The 18,224-nt window shown below is 64.3% G+C and carries 13 protein-coding genes, 1 tRNA gene and 2 pseudogenes; 1 reads left to right on the forward strand and 15 read right to left on the reverse strand.

Annotated features, from left to right (window positions below):
- Positions 1-2: 2 nt before the first annotated feature.
- The 14 genes and pseudogenes from RN629_RS16705 to RN629_RS16770 all read right to left on the reverse strand — a co-directional run bounded on the left by RN629_RS16705 (position 3) and on the right by RN629_RS16770 (position 15,335).
- Positions 3-803, reverse strand: coding sequence for an energy transducer TonB family protein (locus tag RN629_RS16705; protein ID WP_407036249.1), 801 nt, complete (start codon positions 801-803; stop codon positions 3-5).
- Positions 790-1,008 (reverse strand): hypothetical protein, encoded by a 219-nt coding sequence (locus RN629_RS16710; RefSeq protein WP_407036250.1) that lies wholly within the window; start codon positions 1,006-1,008, stop codon positions 790-792. The genes RN629_RS16705 and RN629_RS16710 overlap by 14 nt, the downstream gene beginning before the upstream one ends.
- Positions 990-1,190 (reverse strand): PepSY domain-containing protein, encoded by a 201-nt coding sequence (locus tag RN629_RS16715; RefSeq protein ID WP_407036251.1) that lies wholly within the window; start codon positions 1,188-1,190, stop codon positions 990-992. The genes RN629_RS16710 and RN629_RS16715 overlap by 19 nt, the downstream gene beginning before the upstream one ends.
- A 5-nt stretch (positions 1,191-1,195) precedes the next feature.
- Entirely contained in the window at positions 1,196-3,625 is a 2,430-nt protein-coding gene (locus RN629_RS16720; RefSeq protein WP_407036252.1) for a TonB-dependent siderophore receptor, read from the reverse strand.
- Between the two features lie 133 nt (positions 3,626-3,758).
- A complete protein-coding gene (locus RN629_RS16725; RefSeq protein ID WP_407036253.1) occupies positions 3,759-4,745 on the reverse strand; it encodes a FecR family protein in 987 nt (328 codons plus the stop codon).
- Positions 4,746-4,851: 106 nt separating this feature from the next.
- Complete coding sequence (locus RN629_RS16730) at positions 4,852-5,478, reverse strand: sigma-70 family RNA polymerase sigma factor (RefSeq protein WP_407036254.1); 627 nt, start codon at positions 5,476-5,478, stop codon at positions 4,852-4,854.
- 95 nt (positions 5,479-5,573) lie between these two features.
- A pseudogene (locus RN629_RS16735) lies at positions 5,574-5,873 on the reverse strand (integrase core domain-containing protein); the annotation flags it as partial.
- Between the two features lie 13 nt (positions 5,874-5,886).
- A pseudogene (locus RN629_RS16740) lies at positions 5,887-6,033 on the reverse strand (IS3 family transposase); the annotation flags it as partial.
- 227 nt (positions 6,034-6,260) lie between these two features.
- Positions 6,261-6,337, reverse strand: a tRNA-Pro gene (locus RN629_RS16745).
- 98 nt (positions 6,338-6,435) lie between these two features.
- On the reverse strand, positions 6,436-7,923 hold the full coding sequence (locus RN629_RS16750) for a tryptophan halogenase family protein (RefSeq protein ID WP_407036255.1): 1,488 nt from the start codon (positions 7,921-7,923) through the stop codon (positions 6,436-6,438).
- Positions 7,920-8,936, reverse strand: coding sequence for a cupin-like domain-containing protein (locus RN629_RS16755; protein ID WP_407036256.1), 1,017 nt, complete (start codon positions 8,934-8,936; stop codon positions 7,920-7,922). Before RN629_RS16755 ends, RN629_RS16750 begins: the two co-directional genes overlap by 4 nt.
- The gene (locus tag RN629_RS16760; RefSeq protein ID WP_407036257.1) at positions 8,929-9,660 is read right to left on the reverse strand and encodes a SapC family protein; all 732 of its coding nucleotides are present in this window, start codon (positions 9,658-9,660) and stop codon (positions 8,929-8,931) included. Before RN629_RS16760 ends, RN629_RS16755 begins: the two co-directional genes overlap by 8 nt.
- Positions 9,661-9,718: 58 nt before the next feature.
- On the reverse strand, positions 9,719-12,943 hold the full coding sequence (locus RN629_RS16765) for a TonB-dependent receptor (protein WP_407036258.1): 3,225 nt from the start codon (positions 12,941-12,943) through the stop codon (positions 9,719-9,721).
- 136 nt (positions 12,944-13,079) lie between these two features.
- A complete protein-coding gene (locus tag RN629_RS16770; RefSeq protein ID WP_407036259.1) occupies positions 13,080-15,335 on the reverse strand; it encodes a beta-glucosidase in 2,256 nt (751 codons plus the stop codon).
- A gap of 321 nt (positions 15,336-15,656) precedes the next feature.
- Between RN629_RS16770 and RN629_RS16775 the strand changes: the two genes are divergently transcribed.
- Complete coding sequence (locus RN629_RS16775; RefSeq protein WP_407036260.1) at positions 15,657-16,664, forward strand: LacI family DNA-binding transcriptional regulator; 1,008 nt, start codon at positions 15,657-15,659, stop codon at positions 16,662-16,664.
- Here the strand turns inward: RN629_RS16775 and RN629_RS16780 are convergent.
- Positions 16,622-17,866 carry an MFS transporter gene (locus RN629_RS16780; protein WP_407036261.1) on the reverse strand — a complete coding sequence of 415 codons (1,245 nt, stop codon included), beginning with the start codon at positions 17,864-17,866 and terminating at the stop codon, positions 16,622-16,624. The genes RN629_RS16775 and RN629_RS16780 overlap by 43 nt on opposite strands.
- Between the last annotated feature and the right edge of the window lie 358 nt (positions 17,867-18,224).

Raw genomic sequence — 18,224 nt, forward strand, 5'->3', positions numbered from 1 at the left:
CATCATTTAAGGACAAACTCCACGGGCACCACCAGTTCCAGCGTATCGCCGGGCTTGTCGGCGGGTGGTCCGGGCAGCGGCGAGGCGCGCTTGGGCAGCGCCACCGCTTCGCGGTCAAGATCCGAGAAGCCGGACGCTCGTTCCAGCCGCGATGACAGCACCCTGCCGTCACGATCGATGACGATTCGGACATAGGGTACACCCTGTTGCCGCCGCACCATCGCCATGCGCGGATAGCGACGCAGCTTGTTCAGGGCCGCCAGCACCCGGCCTTCCCATGTATCGGGTGCATTGCTCGATGCTTGCGGTACCGGCGGCGTGGGCGTGGGCGTGGGCGTGGGTCTGGGCGAGGCCATCTCCGGTTCCTTTTGGCCGGGATCGACAGGCTTGGGAACCGCGACGGGAACCGGCATCATTACCGCCGAAACTTGGATTTTTTTCGGCTCGATCGGCCGGACCTTGGGCGAGTCCGGCTGGTCCTTCGTCTTCTTGATCGGTCTGGGCGCGTCCTTTTCTTCGGCGGGAGTTTCGCGCGGCGACGCCGGCAGGTTCACGTCAAAAACGGCAAGCGCGGGCGGCGGCACTTGCACCGAGGTGACATAGTCGATGGTGAGGAACGCCGCCCCGAGTATCAGCGCATAGATGCCGATCGTGGCGGCTACTCCGGCAAGGCGATTGCCGTGATCGGCCCGGTAGCCATAGCACTCGATCCGTGGGACGCGATCCTCAACGGACTGCAACGGCATGGCGTTCGGGTCGCTCGTCTGTTTGAAGGAGCGGTCGCGCATCTTATTCCACAGCATGGAGTTTTCTCCGTCCCGCGATCGAATGTCGGAAATGCTGCCGCGATGAACGCGCCGCACGCTTCTTCCACCGCATGTCGATGCCGGTCAGAATTAACAGCGCTGCGATCATGCCCGCGATGCGGATGACGATATGGTCCGCAAGGCCAGCAACGCCACCCGAGTGGATCGGTAACATGCGCTGGCTCACCTTGTCGTCGCCCATGCGACCTCGACGAAGCCAAACATCGAGCGATCATGGGACTGGACATGGAAGAGTCCGGGATTGAACAAGGATTCAATTTCTGTCCAGAAGACGATCAGGCTACCGGACAGGCTTACGATCACGAGGAATCCCGCGATCGCCAGCCCGACATAACAATAGCCCCGAACCAGCGCCGTTTGCATAGGTTCTAGAACTGAAATTGCGCCGAAAACGCGATACTGCGGGGCTGGCCGACATAATAGGCGTTCGTCCAGTAGCTCTTGTCCGCCACATTATTGACCGTCAAGCGAAGCACCAGCGCCTTGTCGTCGATCGGCACGGTATAGCGCGCGCCCAGATCAAAGGTCGCATAGGCGGGAATACGATCGGTGTTCGCGGCATTCCCCCATTGTTTATCGGTCCGGTAGATCCCGCCCGTCGCTGTCAGTCCCGGTATGAAGGGCAGATCATATTCGAGATAGAGCTTTGCCCAGTTACGCGCCACATTGATCGGAGCCAGCCCGCCATCACCACCGCCTTCGACATCCGCATCGAGTGCTGTGAAGCCGCCGACCACGGTAAGATTTTCAGTGATGCGGCCGGTCGCCGTGAATTCAAGGCCACGATGCTTCTGCCGGCCGTCCTGGGTGTAGCGTCCGGCCTCGGTCAGCAACTCATATGCTTTGCTGATGTCAAACAGGGCACCTGTGAGCAACAGCCCCCCCAGTTCCGCCTTGACACCGATTTCCTTCTGGCGACTGACCATCGGCGGCATGATCTCCCGCGCATTGACCGCCTCCAGCGGCGCGGTGCCGCCAGCCTCCAGCCCTTCGATATAGGATGCATAAGCCGTCAGCCACGGGATCGGCTTGTAGCTTAACGCAAACGTGGGAGACCAACGGCCCTTGGCATAGTCTGGCCGGCTCACCTCACCCGCCATATTGAAACTGCGGTTGAAAATCTCACTGCGGGACACGCCGACGAGCGCGGTCACCTGATCGCCCATGGAAATCTGATCGCCGATGACGAAATTGTCGTTGCGGCTACGACCCGAATAATAGGGGTTTGAGTGATCCTCTGGAAAGTCCGGCCTGGGCACATAGGTTGGCGCCGATCGGGAATATGGCCCAAGATACGTCGTATTGGGGCTATGGCTGGTGCCCCATCCCGTCGTCCAATAGCCGAAATAGCCTAGGGTCAGCTTGTGTGAGAGCGGGCCGGTATCAAAATCGAAATCAAGCAGCAGATTGGCCGCCTGATTCCGGTCCTTGGTGCGACCCGAATGGATACGAATCTGATAATATTGGGTGGAGCTGCGGATGGAATTCTGCGTGTGCTCCTGCACGGGACGGTCGACATTGTCCCAGGCATAGGAGCCACGCAGCGTGACATGATCGCTGAACCGATAGTTCAGCTTTGCCATCAGCTTCACATTTCTAAATTCGTCGTGAATCCAGGGCTGCCCCCAATTCTTGCTGGCATCGGGGGCCGTCCAGCGCATCACGCCCGCGCGGACGAACCAATATGCCGCCGGGCCGCGCAGCTTATAGTGGTGATACGCGGCGTTGAGTTCGAGGATCAGGCGATCGGTGATCCGCCAATCCAAAGCGCCGCTGGCAAGGAAGCGATTGATGTTCTGATCATCGACCGCCGTATCGCCGGCCTGCTTGACGACATTGAGACGGTAGCCCAGCCGCCCATCGGTATCAATCGGACCGCCGAAATCGCCGTGCCCATAATATTGGTTGCCGCCGTAATTTCCGACGGTCACGCTGTGAAAAGGATCAAGGGTCGGTCGCTTGTAGACATAGTTGACCATGCCGCCGGGAGACGAGGCGCCGTAGAGAAAACCCGAAAGGCCACCCAGCACCTCGACCCGTTCTTTGTCCTCGACGACGGCGGCATGGTGGGTCGAACGGCGCAAACCGCCTTCCGCGCGATCATAAGTCTGAAAACCGCGAATGCTGACCATCGGCACCCAGCCGGTGATCTGCGCCGTCATGGTACGGGTATAGGGATTGACCTTGAAGATATCGTCGGGGGATTGCGCCTGAATGTTCTGTATCAGTTCACGCGGTGTTACGCTGACCGAATAGGGGGTATCCAACACCTGCTGCGCACTGAACGGACCGACATTGGTCAACGTCCGCACACGGTAGCCGTCGCGCGCGGCCCCTTCGTCCTGAATGGCATGCGCCACGGTGGGCATCGGTGGCGCGGTGCCCTTGCTTTCAGCACCTCCCTCAACGCGCACAGGGCCAAGCTGGATCGTGCCTTCCCCGGATCGCGGGGCAGGCTCCAGCGTGACAAGATTTCCCCGGATGCGAAATGTGAAACCGGTGCCGCTTAGAATCTGGCTGAGCGCCGAGGCTGAAGACAGAACACCGCGCACGCCATTGGTGCGGACTCCCTGAATTGTCGCGCCATCGGTCGCCACCTGATATCCGGATTGCGCAGCGAACAGGACCAGCGCATCGGACAGCGATTGCGCCTCGATATCGAAGCGCCGCTGCGCGCTGGCTTGCGCTTGCGCGGGCGTTGTCATCATCAGCGGCCCGGCCGCCGCAGCCGTGATCAGAACGGCCGTCACAGCCGAAAGGCGCGGACCCCGCGCACGAACCTCATCCCCCAATGCCACTCAAACCTCCAAAGCTGATCCGGCCGCCGCCTGCAAATGCGTCGCATTACGCATCATCATAGGTTCAACGATGGGGCCCGCGTCTTTTACAAAAATAATTGCCGCGCTTTGGAAAAAGATCAGGCGCCCCCCCTCAGGGGGCCGAGACGATCACCAGCCAGGGCGTGATCCGTGTCACCGTCGCGCCAAGCGGTCCAACGATCGTGGCGACTGCTTTGGCAGGGTCGCGCATGTCATAAGAGCCGGTGACGATACGCTGGCCCAAGCCTCGGTCGGAAAGGATGATAGCCCCGTGATAATAACGGCGTACGTCCGCAATCACATCCGACAGCGGGCGATTGACAGCAATCAGGCGATCGCCCGACCAACTGCCCACAAGTGCCGTTGTTGAAAACCCACGGGTTGCTCCGCCGTTCCAGGCGATCCGCGCCCACTGCCCCGGTTCCAGAACGTCCGAAACCGGTTGCCGGCCATCGGCGTAATCGACACGGACCCGGCCATGTTTGACCGCCACCTCGGTTGTTTCACGGCCCAGCCGCACGTCGAAGCCCGTGCCAAGAACCGTCACCTTCGTGCCTTGCGCGATCACTTCGAAAGGGCGCGCAGTATCGCGCCGGACCTCGAAATACGCCTCGCCCGAAAGAAGCCGAACGCTGCGACGATCGGACCTGTAACCGACGCCGATCGCGCTTCCCGGCGCTAAACGCACCGTGCTGCCGTCCTCCAGCGCAAGCAGGCGCTGCTCGCCTAAGCCTGTCACATAGTCTGCCCGCATGCGAACCATGATTGGCGGCGTCAGCACAGCCAACAGGGCCGCCATCGCGGCAACCATGGCCAGTCGCTTCGTCAGGTCTTTGCGCGCCGAGCGTGACCAGCCTCCACTATTCTCCTGCGGGGTCGGCAGAAAGGAAACGGATTTAGCCTGTCCGATCAAGCCGAGGACATGCCCGGCGTGTGTCCAGGCGGCGGCATTGGCAGGTCCTTCGGCGATCCAGTGTTCGATATCCCTGCGCAATACGGCATCGTCTGGCTTTTCGTCTAGGCGCATCCGCCACTGGATCGCCGCGCGCAGCACGGGATCATGTCCGGTGTCCAGACCGGATTGCGATGATGACGTCACGCGCCCTCTCCCCCGGTGTTGCGCCTGACAGGCCCATCGGGCGATGGCCGCACACACTCAACGATCCAGGTGCAGGATTTTCCAAAATTTTTCAGGAACCGGGCTTTCACGGCCGGCGTGCCACCCTCAAGGCGCAATGTTCAACGCCATCCAGCACCAGATTGTTCGCCAATGCCACAGATATGCCCATCCGTTCGGCGACTTCGCGCAATTTCAACCCATCGAACTTGTAGAGCATGACGGCGCGACGGGTGCGCTCGGGCAACTCATCGAGGCTTGCGATCACCAGACGCAATTCCTGGCGGTCCTGCGAAATTGCTTCCTGAGATGGCGCGGTGTCGGGTGCCGTTTCCGCGACCTTTGCCAGTTCGTGGCTTTCATGCATGATCTCGCGCCGACGTTCCCGATAGCGATCCAATGCCAGATTGCGAACGACACGATAGAAGTAGCCCAATGGCTCGGCGATGCTTCGCCCCCGATCGACGGCCGAAACGCGTACCCATGCATCCTGCACCACGTCCTCTGCACGCGCAGGATCACGGACAATGCGGTTGGCATACTCCACCAGCGCCTCCCGATGCGCCCGATAGAACGCTGAGGATGAAAGGTCCGATGGTGGCGGCACGAGTTTTAACAATCTCCAGACAGAATCTATTTTCGCATTCAAGCAGAAGCCAAGACGGAAGAAGAGTTGCGAATGATTCTCACACCTCCTATCGTTCAGTTGTGCCATCTGCAACCGGCGAGGGATATCTGCCCAGTGTAGGGGATAACATCCCGTGAGGGTGTCCCGGGTTCTCGTCTAGGCTGAGGGTGGGTTTCCAGCGTTCACTCGAGGGCGAAATTGACCGCGGCGGCAGCATATTCGACCGGCGTCAGCCAGCCAGACGACGTGTGGGGACGGCTCTCGTCAGCGTCCCTCCGCCAGGTCTCGATCTTGACACGGGCGTCTACCAGCGACAGGAATCAGCGAGCGTTCAGCCACTCATCACGCAACCGGCCGTCGAACGATTCCATGAAGGCAATGTAGGCTGGCTTGCCCGGCCGATTGAAGTCCAACGTGACGCCATCCTCATAGGTCCAGCGATCCAGCGCCTTGGAGGTAAACTCCGGGCAATTGTCGACCCGGACCATCCTGCGTGCCCCGCCACATCGGCAAATAGGTCACATCCGCGCACCAGACAGGATTGGAGCGCGTGATCTCCAAATTTTGCAGTAGATAGGGCTAAATCCGAAGCTCCCGGTCCTGGTTGCTCGTACACGGCCGTCGGTAGATCGGCACCAAACCCCTACACCGCGGATGTTTACAATTTGCCGTTCGAAGGGAAAAGCACAGGGGCACGTGGGTGCCCGCCACCGTTATCGTGCGCCGCCAATGATAGCTGCCGCCACGCAGCCGCAGGTTCCGTAATCCCATTCCGTCACCCCCAATGGGTACAGCGATGGGTACAGCCGTGGGTACAACGGTCCCCGATCGCCAGTTAGGCGACGTGAAATCAACGACTTAGATGCGGATGGTCGGGGAGACAGGATTCGAACCTGCGACATCCTGCTCCCAAAGCAGGCGCGCTACCAGACTGCGCCACTCCCCGACAGGGGGTTGGCCTTAGGGGAAGGGTGCATTTCCATGCAAGCGTTAAGTTTCCGGGCGGCTGGATTTCGCCCAGGTCGCCGCCGTTGCGACGGACCTTCAGGCGGCGCAATAGGCCTTCAGGAACGCGTCATGCGCCGGGATGCGCATGAGCTTCCCCGCGATCTGGCGATCCAGGTCATCCAGCGATTGCGCGAGCGCCTCGCCCGACAGCATCTGCGCGATCCGGTGATGCGAACGCGGCCTCAGCCCCTGCCCCAGCATCACCGATACCCAGGACTCGACGCGGAACAGATCGTCCTGTCCCTGCCACGCGCCCGCGCTCTGGACGAACAGCGCGATCCGCTCGGCGAGGCTGGCTGGCAGGGACATGGTCGAGCATCGCTGCCAGAAGCGTGAGTCCGTGCGCTCGGTCCGGGCATAATGCAGGATGATGAAGTCGCGGATATGCTCCCATTCGTGCCGCGACTGCGCGTTGAACCGCGCGGCCAGCGCCTCGCGGTCATCCCCGGCGAAGGGAAAGCCCTGGATCAGGCGCATGATCGCAATCATCACCAGATGGATGCTGGTCGACTCCAGCGGCTCGATAAAGCCCGCCGCCAGTCCCAGCGCGACGCAGTTGCGGTGCCACGCCCGCCGCCGCATCCCGGTACGGAAACGGATCGGGCGCGGGTCGAACAGCGGACGCCCCTCGATCGCGCCCAACAGCATCGCCGCCGCCTCGTCGTCACTCATATGGCCGGAGGCATAGACCAGCCCGTTGCCGACCCGGGTCTGGAGCGGAATCTGCCAGCGCCAGCCCGCCTTATGCGCGATGGCGCGGGTAAAGGGCACGGGCGGCGCGACCGCCTCGCTCTGCACCGCCAGCGCCCGGTCGCAGGCGAGCCATTCGCTCCAATCCTCGAACCCTGTCTCCAGCGCTCCTTCGATCAGCAGCGCGCGAAAGCCGGTGCAATCGACGAACAGGTCCCCCGCGATCCGATCCCCCGCCGCCAGATGCAGCGCGGCGATATCCCCGGTCTCGCCATCCCGCTCGACACGGGTGATCCGCCCTTCGACCCGGCGGACCCCGGCGGGCTCGGCGACGGTCCGCAGGAAACGCGCATAGGCGGTGGCGTCGAGATGATAGGCATAGGCCAGCGTCCCCGCCTCATCCCGGCCGAACCGCCCCTGATCGGCGGCCCGCGCCTCCAGCGAATAGTCGGTATAGTCGCCGCCAAGGCCCAGCCGCTGCGCCTCCAGCCAGAAATGCTGGAAATCGGCGATCGGAATCGACCGGCCGACTTGGCCAAAGGGGTGAAAATAGCGCGCGCCGATGCGGTGCCAATGCTCGAACGCGATGCCCAGCTTGAAGGTCGCCTGCGTCGCCTTCATGACGGCGGCCTCGTCCAGCCCCAGAAAGGCATGGAAGCTGCGCGCGGTCGGGATGGTGGATTCGCCGACACCGACCGTGCCGATCTCATCGGATTCGATCAGCGTGATATCGACCAGCGGGCCCAATTGCCGCGCCAGCGCGGTCGCCGCCAGCCATCCGGCGGTGCCGCCGCCGGCAATGACGACGCGGGTGCGCGCGGAGGATTCGCTCATCGGTTCAATCTGTGCAGCAGATAGGCGCGAAGACGCCGCGCCCCCGGTTCGTCGAGCGGGGCGAGCGGCCCCCGCGCCGCCTGTGGCAGGTGCGCGGCGGCCATCTGCGCATCGCCAAAGACATAATGGTCGAACAGCGCGCGCCAGCCGCGCCTTTCCGCCTCGGGCCGGTCACGCAGCGACAACAGTGCGTGCAGCACCGTGTCCATCGGGCTGTCCATGAAATCGGGCACGGCGTTCCACCAGTAATTGACGAGGATGTTGAAGCCCTCCAAAGCCTCGACATGATGCCACCAGAGCGCGGGGTAGACGAGCAGATCGCCCGGTTCCAGTTCGGCGACCTGCGCGGTCTTCATCGCCTCGGCGAACCGGGGATAGCGATCGTGGTCGGGGGCCGCGAAATCGACCATGCTCACCACCTGCCCGCCGGGCGTGGGGCTGAGCGGGCCCGGATAGAGATTGGCGACCTGATCGGGCGGAAACAGGGTGAAGCGCCGACGCCCCACCGCGCAGATGGCGGCATTGTTCGCCATGTCATAATGCGCCGAGGCGATGGTCCGGTTGCCGATCCAGATGCTGGCCAGCGGCGGATGCCGATCGAACAGATCGCGGTCCGGCCGCAGATCATTCTCGGCGCGAAAGCCGGGCAGATAGGTGTCGAGATCGGTCGATCCGATATAGAGCGACGGGGCCGATACCTGCCCCTCCAGCCCCAGCAGCCGCTCCAGGACATCGCGCAGGTCAAAGGTGTGCGCTTGGAAATTGAGCGCCGTGCCGCTGGCGTCGTAATGGAAACGCCCCTTGATGCCCGGATCGCCGACATAGCCGGTGACGGGGCGTCCCGCATCGAACCGCAACAGATACTCGGCCGCCCGGCACGCCGACTCCCGCCCGGCTCGCACCAGCGGCCAGTCCTGGGCATAGCCGCGCAGGATCACCGGCGCGTCGCGGGCGATCAACGCCTCCAGATCCGGCCGCTCGGGCGCGGGCCATGCGCGGACCGGCTCAGCCATGACGGTCGCGGCGGATCTTCCGGTCGATCAGGTGACGCAGATTCCCCAGCGACGAAGCGACCCACAGCGCGGGACGCAGATAATCCTGCCGATGCAGCGCGGCCAGCGTCTTGCCGTCCAGCGCGGCCAGCCGCTCGCCATCGATCGTAAAGCAATCGGGGACATTGTAACGCCGTGTCTCGTCCAGATCGAGCTGAAGCCGCGCCTGCATCAACAGCCCCGCCGCCTCCCATGCGGCAAACAGCGCCTGTTCGCCCTGCAACCCGGTGTAGATGCGCTGAAGCAGCGCCGAGACATGGTCGAGCAGGGGCGCATGGCCGCCATGGTCGCGAAAGACCGGCATCCCCTCGCCCGTGATCCCTGCGCCCGTAATCCGGGGATGATCCGGATCGACGAAGATCATGGGCGCGCCCTGCCCATCATGGCCGATCGAAAACGGCCCGCGCGCCCGCGTGGCGGGGATATAACGCGCGTCCCAGCGATCGCCCCCCTCCTCGCCATCGAGGAACAGATTCTCGTCGGGGTCCAGCCCCAGCAGGACCGTGGCATAAAAGGCATCCGCCTCGTCCCGCCGGAGCAGGATGGCATAATCGCGCTGCAGTTCCTCATATTCCGCCGGGAAGACGCGGGTCTGGTTGAGTGCGTCGCCATAGCGGGCGTGATGGCCGACCGCGACGCGCAGGTCGCGGTGGTCGATATTGTTGAGCAGAACCGATGTAGCCATCGTCCCTTCCATCCCCGGAAGGCCGCCGGGGGAAATAGCGGCCTCCCGAGTTCCCTTATCAGAAGCGGTAGCGCGCGCCGACCAGATAGCGCGCGGAGCCCTCCGAGAGATACCAGGTGTTCATGCGATCGCGACCATAGGTCTGGACGCCTTCCTCGGTCAGGTTGATCGCCTCGAAGCCCAGCGCGAAACGCGGGGTCAGGTCGAAGCTCATCGACAGATCGAGCTGGCCATAGGGGGCGGTGAAGACCGGGTTGCGGTCACCACCACGGTTGATGTCGCTCAGGAACTTGTCGCGCCAGTTATAGGACAGGCGCATCGAAATCCCGTTCTTGTCGTAGATGAGCGTGGCGTTGGCGGTATCCGACAGGCCGACCAGCGCGAAGGTGTTGACCGTCGGATCGGCGGCGATGTCGATGCCGACATTGCCGCGCACCATCGTATAGCTCGCCGCGATGCCGAAGCCGGTATTGCCCAGGAAATACTGGCCCGCCAGCTCGACGCCATAGATATGCGCGTCGCGATTGTTGATCGGCGTGTTCACCGCGAAGTTGAACAGCGGATCGCTGGCGTTCGGGCTGACGTCGAACTGGCTGAGGATCTGGTCGACGAAGCCCTGGTTCAGCGCCCGGCTCTGCGTGTTGTAATTGGCGCCGAACTGCGCGTTGGTCGCCGCGACATTGCCGTTATTCTGCTGGAGCAGCGCGGTGTAGGTGAACAGGTTCACATCGGTGATATCGGCGCCGAAGCTATTGGTCAGCTGTTCCTTCGCCGTGCCCGATCGCGTGCCCGCCTGGCCCGAGGTCGCGTCGCGCAGGCCGAACAGATTGCGGTTCACCACCGTGTTGCCGATGAAGTTATGCACCCGCTTGTCGAAGAATCCCGCCGACAGGAACACGTCCTTGCGCGGATACCATTCCAGCGAGAGGTCGATATTGTCGGACGACAGCGGCCGCAGCCCGGTATTGTTGGACGATCCCGTCGCGATGCCACCGATCGCGGTCGGCCGCCCCGGAGCCCCCACGCCGGTCGAGGCGAAGAGATTGCCGTAGGGCGCTCGCGAGATGGTCTTGCTGTACGATGCGCGGGCGAACAGATTGTCCATCACCTCCAGCTTGGCGTCGATCGCGGGCAGCCAGTTGCTGTACGATCCGCGCGCCGAGATCGCCTGCCGATCGGTGCTGTTCTGCACCACGAAATCGTTGTCAGCGGTCCAGACGATGGCCAGCGGCACCGGCTGCAACGACACCGCGCGCACCTTGGTATTCTCGTAGCGCAGGCCCGCCACGATCTGCGCGGTGCGGCCAAAGACCTCGCCGTTCCAGGTGCCTTGCAGATAGCCCGACCAGATATTCTCGCGGACCGAATTGTCGCTGTTGGCGTCGATATTGTTGCGATGGTCGACGCCGTCGTTCGTCACGCCGATATAGTGATTGTAGAGCGTGTTATAGAGCTTGGTCGCATCCTCGGTCCGGAACGCCACCTGCGTGTTCGCATCGGCATTCGGATTGTTATGCTCGAACTTGCAGGTGTTGCAGAACTGGAAGACCTGCCCCGGGGCCAGCCGCGCGACATCGGGCGGCAGCGAGTTGCCCCAGTCCCCCAGCACCTGGCGGGTGTTGTACTGAGTCTGGCGCGTCGTCGTGGTGCGATAGTCCGCGCCCGCGTCGAAGCGGATCTGGTCGTTCAACTCCCAGCCCGCATCCGCGCGCAGCTCGCGAATACGCTGCGTCTGGTTGGACGCGAACTGGCGCTGCACCGCGCTCGACAGGTCGCCGACATCGATGATGCCGTTGTTGTTGCCCTTGATGAAGGTCTGGCCGGTCGGCGTGATGCTGGTCGTGCCGTCATTGATGGCCAGCGTCTGCTGCGGGAAGCCCTTGTCGGTCCAGCGCAGCGAATGGGCGGCAACGACCGGCGCGTTGATCGCGACCGTGGTCGAGGTCTGGCCGTTGGGATTGTCGGGCAGGCTCTGCGCCTCGCCGAGATGACCATCGATCGTCAGGGTGAAGCGGTCGCTGGGCTTCCATTCGATATTGCCCCCGAGATCGTAAAGCTTGTTCTTCTGCGCGCGATACGCCTGTTCAAAGGCGGCATCCTTCACGCCATTGATCGTCTCGGCCAGGAACTGGGTCGTCGCGATGCCGTTGCTGGCATCGTCGAAGGTCACCTCGCTGAACGGCCGGTTGAACCAGTTGGACTGGCTCGACCGTCGCTCCGACTGGCGAAGCTGCGCATACAGGCCATCGGCGGTGAAGGTCAGCGTGTCGGTCGGCCGGAATTGGATGATCGCCTGGCCGTTGATCCGCTCGCGGCTGGCCTCGGAGAAGTGATAGCGGAAGTCATTGGGGACCGAGACCAGCGGATTGCCGGTCGGGCGGTTGTTGATCTTCGTCGCATTGTTGATGAAGCCATTGGACGGATTGAGGAAATCATTGAGCGACCGGATGTTCCAATTGTCCGGCGCGACGCTGGCAAAGCTGAAATTGCGCTTCTGGTAGCTGCCGAACAGCGACACGCCGAAGCGCCGCTCGCTGTCGGACCAGCTTGCCGTACCCGAGGCTTCGGGCGTCACCCGTGCGCCGCAATCGATGCAATCGGCCGAGCTGTTGTCATAACTGCCCTTGACGCCCAGCGAGCCGACCAGCCCGCTTTCGGTCGCATCCAGCGGGCGGCGGCTGACGACGTTGACGGTCGCGCCGATGCCGCCCGACGGGATCGCCGCGCGTCCGGTCTTGTAGACCTCCAGCGTCTTGACACCTTCGGAGGCCAGATTGGCGAAGTCGAAGGAACGGCCGAAGCCGCCCGCGCCATCGCCACCCTGGTCGCCGCCGACCGCGACGATGTTCGAGGTGGCGAGCTGACGTCCATTGAGCGTCACCAGATTATATTGCGCGCCGAAACCGCGCACCGTCACGGTCGAGCCTTCGCCATTGCGCCGGTCGATCGACACACCGGTGATGCGCTGAAGCGATTCCGCCAGGTTGGTGTTGGCGAACTTGCCGATATCCTCGGCGCTGATCGCATCCACGACGCCGTTCGAGTCGCGCTTGATCGCGATCGAGCGTTCGAGCGAGGCGCGGACGCCGGTCACCACGATATCGGACGAATTCGCGTCGGCCTGTGCGTCGGTCGGGCCGGCTTCGCCCTGAGCCGGCCTATTCTGTTGCGGATCGACAGAGGCGGTCTGCGCCCCTGCCTGCGATGCCAGCATCACGCCTGCACTCAGGCCAAGAACCGATGTCGAGCGCACGAGCGCACGCGCAAGCGTCTTCCCCTTCATCCCACCTCTCCCACTTACGGCATCGTTGCGCCGTCGATTATGCGCCGGACATGCCGGTCGGTTATTATTTCTGGATGATTGCTATACCGACCGACATCGGTGTCAACACAAATGCCGCCGCCAGCCGATTTACCGTTCAATCAGATTGCGACTGTGCTTCCGAGGCCACAGTCACCGCGCCGCTCGCCACCACCTGTTCGGCACTGGTGCCCAGCGACAGGCGATAGCCGCCGGGCGCGATCGCCCAGCCCTTGCCCGCCGTCCAGCGCGCCATGATCCGGGAATCGGCCGCGATCGTCACGCGACGCGTTTCGCCGGGGGCCAGCACCAGCCGCTGGAACCCCGCAAGCCGTGGTGTCCCCTGCCCTTCGCCGGTCAGATAGAGCTGCGGCACCACCACACCGGCGCGCGCGCCGCTATTGGTGACGGCGACCTCCACCGCAGGGTTCGCCCCGCCGGTGAAGCGGGCCTTGCCGAAGCGGAAACGGGTATAGCTAAGCCCATAGCCAAAGGGGAATAACGGCCTGTCCGACCGCGCGGCATACCAGCGATAGCCGACCTCCGCGCCTTCGCGGTAATCGACCGGGAAGGGCGCGAGATCGCCGGTATCGACCACGCCCGCATTGCTCGACGCATCGGTCAGCGCGATCACCCCGGCGGGCAGGACCGGACGCGGGCGCGGCAACTGGTCGATGCTGCGCGGAAAGCTGATCGGCAGCCGGCCCGAGGCATCGACCTGCCCGAACAGCACCCGCGCGATCGCCTCGCCACCCCGCTGGCCAGGATACCAGGCCTGGACGATCCCCGCGACCTCGCCGACCCATGGCATCAGCACCGGCCCGCCTGTCTCCAGCACGACGACGCTGCGCGGATTGGCTTTGGCGACGGCGGCGATCAGCGCGTCCTGGCCATCGGGCAGCGAGAGCGAGGGCGCATCCTGCGCCTCGGTCTGCCACTGGGTCGCGAAGACGATCGCGACATCCGCGCTCCTCGCCGCGGCTGCCGCCGCCGCCGGATCGCGCCCGTCGACGAACTGGACCTGCGCGCCCGGCGCCAGCGCCCGGATCGCCCGCAATGGCGACGAATTATGATAGGTGATCCGCGCGAAGGAGGCCGCCGCGCCTTTCTTCAGCGGGATTTCGATCGGCACGCCGCCGACCGAGCGCACCTGGCTCGACCCGCCGCCCGACAGCACGCCGACATCGGCATGACCGCCGATCACGACGATCCGCTTCGCCCGCGCCGCCAGCGGCAGGACGTCGCGGTCGTTCTTCAACAGCACGATCCCCGCCTCGGCGGTGCGCTGCGCGACATCGGCATGGGCGGCATAATCGATCGGCTGCGCGGTGGCGGGGGTGGGATCGTCGTACAGGCCGCTGGCGATCACGCCGGTCAGGATACGCTCGACCATTTCGTCCAGCCGCGCCTCGGGCACGCGCCCGGCCGTGATGGCATCGGCCAGCGGCTGACCGAAAAAGATGCGCTTGTCGAGTTCCTGCCCGGATTCCTGGTCCAGCCCGGCCAGCGCCGCCTTCTCGGTCGAATGCACCCCGCCCCAGTCGCTCATGACGAAGCCCGGATAGCGCCACTCGCCGCGCAGCACGTCGGTCAGCAGGAAGCGGTTCTCGCAGGCATAATCGCCATTGACCTTGTTATAGGCGCACATCACCGAGCCCGGCCTGCCGCCGTCGATCGCGATCTTGAAGGCGAGCAGGTCGCTCTCGCGCAGCGCCTTTTCGTCGATCCGAGCATCGAGGATGTTGCGCCCCGTCTCCTGCGCGTTGAGCGCATAATGTTTGACGGTCGAGACGATGTGGTTGGATTCGACCCCGCGAATGGACTCGCCCGCCAGCATCCCGGCGAGCAACGGGTCCTCGCCCAGATATTCGAAGTTGCGGCCGTTCCACGCATCGCGGGTCAGGTTTACCCCGCCCGCCAGCAGCACGTTGAACGTCTTGGCCCGCGCCTCCGCACCGATCATCCGGCCCCCGGCATAGGCGATGGCGGGATCGAAGCTGGCGGCGGTGGCGAGGCTCGAGGGCAAGGCGGTCGCGGTGTCGCCCTTGCGCTGCTCGATCTGGTTGGCGACACCCAGGCTGGCGTCGCTTTCGCGCAGCGTCGGGATGCCCAGGCGCGGTACGCCGGGGACATAGCCCGCCGAAGGGATCATGTCGGCATGGCGTTCGCGGGTCATCGGCGGGAACAGGCCATGGACATAGGCCAGCTTTTCCTCGCGCGTCATCGCCTTCACCAACGCACGCGCCCGCTCGACCGCCGGGGCCCGCGTATCGCGCCATGCCTCTTGCCCGGCGGGCGCGGCCCTTTGCGCCGACACGGCGACGGGCGCGGTTCCCGCGAGCAGAATGACGGCAAAGGCAAAGCGACAGGTCATCAATCAGGCTCCCGGCAATCCGATCGAGGCATGACCGACGCGGGATACGGGCACCAGCCTCGCGCCATCGCCAGACCGCCACACCCTCTCCCGGCATACCCCGTTTTCGGAAACCATGCTCGGCCCTATTGACATCGTTGTCAATGACATCCAGCGCAGAACCATGAGAGGCCCATGCCGCGCCGCAGAACGGCGCCTGGCCAGCCGGCGCGTTGCGGAGCGGGGCGACTTGGCTAGAATGGACAGCTATGGCGCGAAGGATAGCCAGTTCCCTCCTCCTTGTCCTGCCGCACCGCACGCCCCTTGTCCGGAACCTCTCCCATGAAATCCCTCACCATCAAGGACGTCGCCCGTCAGGCGGGCGTTTCGCCCAAGACCGTGTCGCGCGTCATCAATGGGGAAGCCCATGTCCGCCCGGCGGTGCGAGACGCCGTATCGCGCGTCGTGGCGGAGATGAATTATCGCCCCAATGCCTATGCCCGGGGACTGTCGAGTGCCCGGTCGTTCCTGATCGGCCTGTTCTTCGACAATCCGGCATGCAACTATGCCAATGACGTGCTGCTCGGCGCGCTGGAGCAGGCACGGACATTGGGGCGACATGTCGTCATCGAGACGGTGACGCTCGACCAGCCGGACTGGTCGACCCGGCTGGAGGAGAGCCTGGCAGGGCTGCGACTGGGCGGCGCGATCCTGACCCCGCCGATTTGCGATTGCGCCGCGTTGATCGCGATCTTCGAGCGGCATGACGTGCCGGTCGTGCGCATCGCGCCCTATGTCGAGCCTGACCGTACGCCGCGCGTCGGGATCGATGACCGCGGCGCCGCCCGAACCATGACCGAGCATCTGCTGGCGCTGGGGCATCGGGACATCGGCTTCATCAAGGGTCATCCCGCACACGGCGCGACGCAGCGCCGCTGGACAGGGTTTTGCGATGCGATGCAGGCAGCCGGGCTGGTGCTCGACGACACGCTGGTCCGCCAGGGGGATTTCACCTTCCGCTCAGGGATCGTGGCAGCCGAGGCGCTGTTGGACCGCCCCAAGCGGCCGAGCGCGATCTTTGCCAGCAATGATGAAATGGCGCTGGGCGTGATGGCTGCGGCGATGCGGAGCCAGATCGCGGTTCCGCAATCGCTCGCCATTGTCGGGTTTGACGACACGCAACTGGCGCGCATGGCCTGGCCCCAGCTGACCACCATTCGCCAGCCCAATAGCGCGATGGCCGCGGCCGCCGTCAGCCTGCTTGCCGAGCGGGACCAGGGCGACACGAAAACGGTGCTCGAACTGCCCTATGAGTTGATGGTCCGGGACAGCTCACGCGAGGGTGACTGAACGCCTAGCGCAAAGCCGAGGATCGGCAGATAGCAGGTGCCGGGGAGCAGCAGCGCCAATACCAGGCCGACATGATCGGCCAGCCATCCGGTCAGCATCGGAACCACCGCGCCGCCCACGACCGCGATGCAGAGGATCAGGCCGCCCGCCGGGGCCCGCTCGGGATCGCCGGGCAGTGCCAGCACATAGATGGTCGGGTACATCACCGAATTGGCCAGCCCGACCGCCAGAAGTGCGAAACCCGCCATCATCCCCTGCCCCGCCACCGCGAGCAGCACCAGGCAAGGCGCCATCACCGCAACCGCCGCAAGCAACATGCTCGCCCCGACCCGCCGCAACAGCGCGGCACCGGCGAACCGTCCCACCATCGCGCCGCCCCAGTATAGCGCCACGAGCCGCGCCGCGACCGTCGCCGGCCAGCCCCCGGCATGGCGGCTCATGAGGAAATCGGTCGACAGCGCGCCGATCGCGACCTCCGCCCCGACATAGGCGAATATCGCGACCGCGCCCCATCGCAGCCGCGCGTCACGCAGGGCTGACCACCAGACCGCCCGATGGCCACGCCGTGCCCCGGACACCCCGCGCAACAAGTCCCGGTTCCGGGCAAAGGCCATGGCAAGCGCCGCCAGCAGCAACGCCGCACAGCCGAACGGGATGCCGGACCACAAGGCCGCCATCGGATGCGCCGCCGAGGGGATCAGCGTCATCGCGCCCACCACCGGCCCGACCACCGTGCCCAGCGCGTTGAACCCCTGGAGCAGGTTCAGCCGGATCGCGGCGCGTTTCGGATCGCCGACCAGCGTGACGACGTTGTTCCCCGCGATCTGAAGAAAGGTCGCCCCGGTCGCAACGGCGAGCAGCGCCAGCAGCACCAGCGCATAGTTGCGCAGGGCCAGCCCCCCGACCAGCAGCATCGAACCGACCGCCATCACGCCAAGCCCGATCGCACTGGCGCGCATATAGCCATGCCGGGCGACCAGCGCCGCGGCCGGAAAGGCGAACAGAAGGTAACTGGAGAAAGACGCGAACTGGATCGCGCTTGCCGCGCCATAGCCAAGGCCCCAGGCGATCCGCACATGCGGCACCAACAGGCTGATCGAGGAGGCGACGAACCCGCCCATGAAGAACACGCCGAGCGACAAGCGGAACAACCGAACCGCAATCCTGTCCGGGGCATCGGTCTTGGGAGCGGCGGGCGACATGGGTCCGGTCTATCAGGCTTCGTGCGGCACACACCAGCGACGCCTGCCGCCCTCACACCACGACACGCGCGATCGTCCACCGGGCGGACAGCGTCCCCTCTCGCCTTGCGGATCGATCATGGCTTCGATCCTTCGCCCTGTTGCGCGTCAGCTTGGCACCGGGGAGCAGTGTTAGGGGTAGACATGCCCAAAGATGGCACACCCTTTCTTTTAATTTTTATATCAATGCCTTAGGGTGCGTCTGCATTTGCAGGATTTCCATGAGGCGAGAGTTCTGATTCAAGGTTGGTGAAGGAGCCAGGCCTTGAGCAGACGGACGCTGACGGACGAGCAATGGGAGCGGATCGCGGGTTATCTC

This window comes from Facivitalis istanbulensis, assembly GCF_040560405.1.
GTDB lineage: Bacteria > Pseudomonadota > Alphaproteobacteria > Sphingomonadales > Sphingomonadaceae > Sphingomonas > Sphingomonas istanbulensis.

What these genes read in the sequence shown, in the direction of transcription:
- RN629_RS16705 (WP_407036249.1), bottom strand. Translation starts at nt 803, where the DNA reads ATGCTGTGGAATAAGATGCGCGACCGCTCCTTCAAACAGACGAGCGAC.
- RN629_RS16710 (WP_407036250.1), bottom strand. Translation starts at nt 1,008, where the DNA reads ATGGGCGACGACAAGGTGAGCCAGCGCATGTTACCGATCCACTCGGGT.
- RN629_RS16715 (WP_407036251.1), bottom strand. Translation starts at nt 1,190, where the DNA reads ATGCAAACGGCGCTGGTTCGGGGCTATTGTTATGTCGGGCTGGCGATC.
- RN629_RS16730 (WP_407036254.1), bottom strand. Translation starts at nt 5,478, where the DNA reads ATGGCACAACTGAACGATAGGAGGTGTGAGAATCATTCGCAACTCTTC.
- RN629_RS16750 (WP_407036255.1), bottom strand. Translation starts at nt 7,923, where the DNA reads ATGAGCGAATCCTCCGCGCGCACCCGCGTCGTCATTGCCGGCGGCGGC.
- RN629_RS16755 (WP_407036256.1), bottom strand. Translation starts at nt 8,936, where the DNA reads ATGGCTGAGCCGGTCCGCGCATGGCCCGCGCCCGAGCGGCCGGATCTG.
- RN629_RS16760 (WP_407036257.1), bottom strand. Translation starts at nt 9,660, where the DNA reads ATGGCTACATCGGTTCTGCTCAACAATATCGACCACCGCGACCTGCGC.
- RN629_RS16765 (WP_407036258.1), bottom strand. Translation starts at nt 12,943, where the DNA reads ATGAAGGGGAAGACGCTTGCGCGTGCGCTCGTGCGCTCGACATCGGTT.
- RN629_RS16770 (WP_407036259.1), bottom strand. Translation starts at nt 15,335, where the DNA reads ATGACCTGTCGCTTTGCCTTTGCCGTCATTCTGCTCGCGGGAACCGCG.
- RN629_RS16775 (WP_407036260.1), top strand. Translation starts at nt 15,657, where the DNA reads ATGAAATCCCTCACCATCAAGGACGTCGCCCGTCAGGCGGGCGTTTCG.
- RN629_RS16780 (WP_407036261.1), bottom strand. Translation starts at nt 17,866, where the DNA reads ATGTCGCCCGCCGCTCCCAAGACCGATGCCCCGGACAGGATTGCGGTT.